The organism is Streptomyces sp. IBSBF 3136 (genome assembly GCF_036815105.1).
GTDB lineage: Bacteria > Actinomycetota > Actinomycetes > Streptomycetales > Streptomycetaceae > Streptomyces.
Genome location: NZ_JAJSZC010000400.1, coordinates 1 through 3,444, shown reverse-complemented (window position 1 = coordinate 3,444; position 3,444 = coordinate 1). Strand labels below are relative to the sequence as shown.

Sequence of the window (3,444 nt, the reverse complement as noted above, 5' to 3'; positions counted from 1 at the left end):
GTGCCCGCCGCCGTGGGCCCGCTCACCCCGGCCACCCTGCACACCGCGTACCAGGCGAACCGGGCCGACGCCGCGGAGGCGGCCCGGATGGCCGCCGCGCACGGCGACGGGCACCGCGCCGCCGCCGACCGCGCGCTGGCCGCCCGTTCCCGGCACCTGCTCGCCTTCGACGGCCGGGGCGCCGGGTTGGCCACGGAGGTCCTCGGCGACCTGGCGGACGCCGACCGGGTGGCGGTGCTCGTCCCGGGGTCCGACACCTCCCTGGACACCTACGGCCGCTTCCACCGGGCGGCGGCGGCCCTCTACCGGGACCTCACCCACCGCGCCCCCGCCGGCACCCGCGTCGCCGTGGTCGCCTGGCTGGGCTACCGGACCCCGGGCACGGTCAGCGCCACGGTGACGACCACGACCCGCGCCGAGCACGCCGCCCCCCGACTGCGCGCCCTGGTGAGGCGGTTGCGCGCCCTGCTGCCGGCCGGGGCCCGGCTCTCCCTGCTCTGCCACTCCTACGGCTCGGTGGTCTGCGGCCGGGCCGCCGCGGGCCTGGACGCCGACGACATCGCCCTCGTCGGCAGCCCCGGTACGGGCGCCGACACCGCCGCCGGGCTGCGCGCCCGCGCCCGGATCTGGGCGGCCCGCGGCACCGGCGACTGGGTGGCCGACGTCCCGCACGTCCGCGCCGACCTGCTGTTCACCACCGTCGGCTTCGGCACCGACCCGGTCTCCCGCGCCTTCGGCGCCCGGGTCTTCGACGCGGCGGGCGCCGACCACAGCGGCTACTTCATCCCGGGCTCTGCCTCCCTCGCCAACCTGGCCCGGATCACCCTCGGCGAGACCTCGGAGGTGACCCGTGTCTGAGCCGGCCCCCCGCACCCCGCGCGGCGCGCTGCACGCGCTGCGCCAGGGTGCCCACCGGGTGGACGCCGCCACCCCCGCGTCCCGCGACCGCGCGGTCGACGCCCTGCGCGCCTTCGCGATCCTCGGCGTCGTCCTCGGCCACTGGCTGGTCACGGCCCTGGTCGCGGACGACGGCACGCTGCGCACGGCGAGCCCGCTGCAGCACCTGCCCTGGCTCGCCCCGGTCTCCTGGGCCTTCCAGACCCTGGCCGTCTTCTTCCTGGTCGGCGGCCATGTGGCGACCCGCAGCCACGCCTCGGCCCGCGCCCGCGGCGTGCCGTACGGGGCCTGGCTGCGCGCCCGTCTGGGCCGGCTGCTGCGGCCGGTCCTCGCCCTCCTCACCCTGTGGACGGTGGCGGCGACCACCCTGCTGCTGACCGGCACCCCCTTCGGCACGCTGCACACGCTGGTCAAACTGGCCCTGTCCCCGCTGTGGTTCCTCCTGGTCTTCGCCGCCCTGACGGCGGCCACCCCGCTGGTCGCCCGGCTCAGCCCGCTCTGGCCGCTGGCGGTCGTCGTGCACGTGGACCTGCTCCGCTTCGGCCTGCACGTCGGCCCCTCCTGGCTGGGCTGGGTGAACCTGGCGGCCGGCTGGCTGGTCCCGTACACCCTGGGGGCCGCCTGGACCCGAGGCGAGCTGGAGTCCCGCCGGGCGGCCCGGGTGCTGCTGATCGGCGGTGCGACGGCCACGGCCGTGCTCGTGCTGGTGGCGGGCTACCCCGCGTCGATGGTCGGCGTGCCGGGCCACGCGGTCTCCAACCTCAACCCGCCGACCCTGGCGGCCGTGACCTTCGGCCTGGCCCAGTGCGGGCTCGCCCTGCTGCTGCGCGACCGGCTGCGCTCGGCGATGCGCCGCCCGCTCGCCTGGGCGGCCGTGGCCCTGGTGAACCTCTCCGCCATGACGGTCTTCCTGTGGCACCAGACGGCCCTGATGGCCACGACGGCCACCGCCCTCATGGCCGGCCGCCTGCCCGGCCTGCACACGGTCCCCGAGGGCCTGGACTGGGTGGCGGCCCGGCTGCTGTGGCTCCCGGTGTTCGCCGTGGCGCTCGCCCTGTGCTGGACCGCGTTCCGGTCCTGGGAACAGGGCTCGCGGCGCCGCCCTGCCGGCACCGGCCGCGGGCGCTCCCGGGTGGTCCGGGTGCACCGGGCCGGTGACGGGAAGGCCGCGCGGGCGATCCGCCGTGCCTGAGGCCACCGCGCGGACACGGCCTAGGGTGGGCCGCGTGACGGAGACGGGGGGCCGGGTGTTCGTGGTGCTCGCGGGCTGGGCCCGGCGCCGGCTGGCGGTGCTGCACGACGACCTGTGGACGCTCAGGCCCGATCCGCTGCCGGCCTCGGTGTGGCTGCGCTGGCTGCCGCACGGCCTGCTGTGGCTGGCCGCGTTCGGGGTCACGCTCGGCGCCACGGCCCAGCTCGGGGACCACGGCCGGCTGCCCTTCGGACCGGCCTTCGCGATCGCCCTCGGGCAGGGCGGCGCGGTCGTCCTCGCGCTGTCGCGGCCGGTCGCCGGCTGGTGGCTGTCGACGACGGCGACCGTGGTGGGGGCCGTCGCGGTGCACGGCAGCCTCGACGCGGCGCACGGGGAGCGGTTCACCTGGCCGTGGACCGCGGCCGGCATCATCGCCCACCTGCTGGTCCTGCTGCTGCTCGCGCTGCGCGTGCGCACCCGGGTGTCGGCCGAGGCGCTCTCCGTGACCGTGCTGCTCACCTATCTGCTGGAGGGCGTGTGGGGCGGCGGGACCTACCAGCCCACCGGGGTCGTCACGGTGGTGCTGTGCACGGTCGTCGTGGTGCTCGGCACCGCCCTGCGCGGCCGCCGGGAGGCCCGCGCCGAACTCGTCGAGCAGACCACCCTGACCAGCGAGGAGCGGGCCCGCCGCACCCTGCTGGAGGAGCGCAGCCGGATCGCGCGGGAGCTGCACGACGTGGTCGCCCACCACATGTCGGTCATCTCCATCCAGGCGCAGGTCGCCCCGCACCTCGTCACGGACCCGCCACCGGAGCTGATCGAGAACCTGGACGGCATCCGGCAGAACGCGCTGGAGGCGCTCACCGAGCTGCGCCGGGTGCTCGGCGTGCTGCGCTCGGAGAACCCCGAGGACCCGTACGGCCTCGGCGGCCCCGGCACCGGCGCGGCCCCGGACGCCCCGCAGCCCACCCTCGACCGGCTCGACGCGCTGATCGAGAACACCCGCGCGGCCGGCCTGGACGTGACCACCGGGATCAAGGGCAGGGCGCGGCCCTACGCTCCCGGGGTGGAACTGTCGGCGTACCGGATCGTGCAGGAGGCGCTGAGCAACGCCCTGCGGCACGCGCCGGGTTCCCGGGTCCGCGTCGAGGTCGCGCACCTCCCGGACGGCGTGCGGCTCGCGGTGACCAACTCCCCGCCGGGGCGCCCGGTCCCGCCCTCGCCGGGCGCCGGGCACGGGCTGCTCGGCATGCGGGAGCGCGCGGCCATGCTCGGCGGTCACGTCACCGCGGCCGGGACCCCGCGCGGCGGCTTCGCGGTCTCCGCCTTCCTCCCCCGGGACGGCGCCCCGGTCC

The 3,444-nt window shown here is 77.6% G+C and carries 3 protein-coding genes; all 3 read left to right on the top strand.

The window, feature by feature from the left end:
- Window positions 1–858, top strand: a complete 858-nt coding sequence (locus V7E45_RS39440) for an alpha/beta hydrolase (RefSeq protein ID WP_333779109.1) — start codon at window positions 1–3, stop codon at window positions 856–858.
- Window positions 851–2,089, top strand: a complete 1,239-nt coding sequence (locus tag V7E45_RS39435) for an acyltransferase family protein (RefSeq protein ID WP_333779108.1) — start codon at window positions 851–853, stop codon at window positions 2,087–2,089. The genes V7E45_RS39440 and V7E45_RS39435 overlap by 8 nt, the downstream gene beginning before the upstream one ends.
- Before the next feature lie 34 nt (window positions 2,090–2,123).
- Window positions 2,124–3,444 (top strand): sensor histidine kinase (locus tag V7E45_RS39430; protein WP_333779107.1); only part of this gene is annotated, 1,321 nt, incomplete at its 3' end.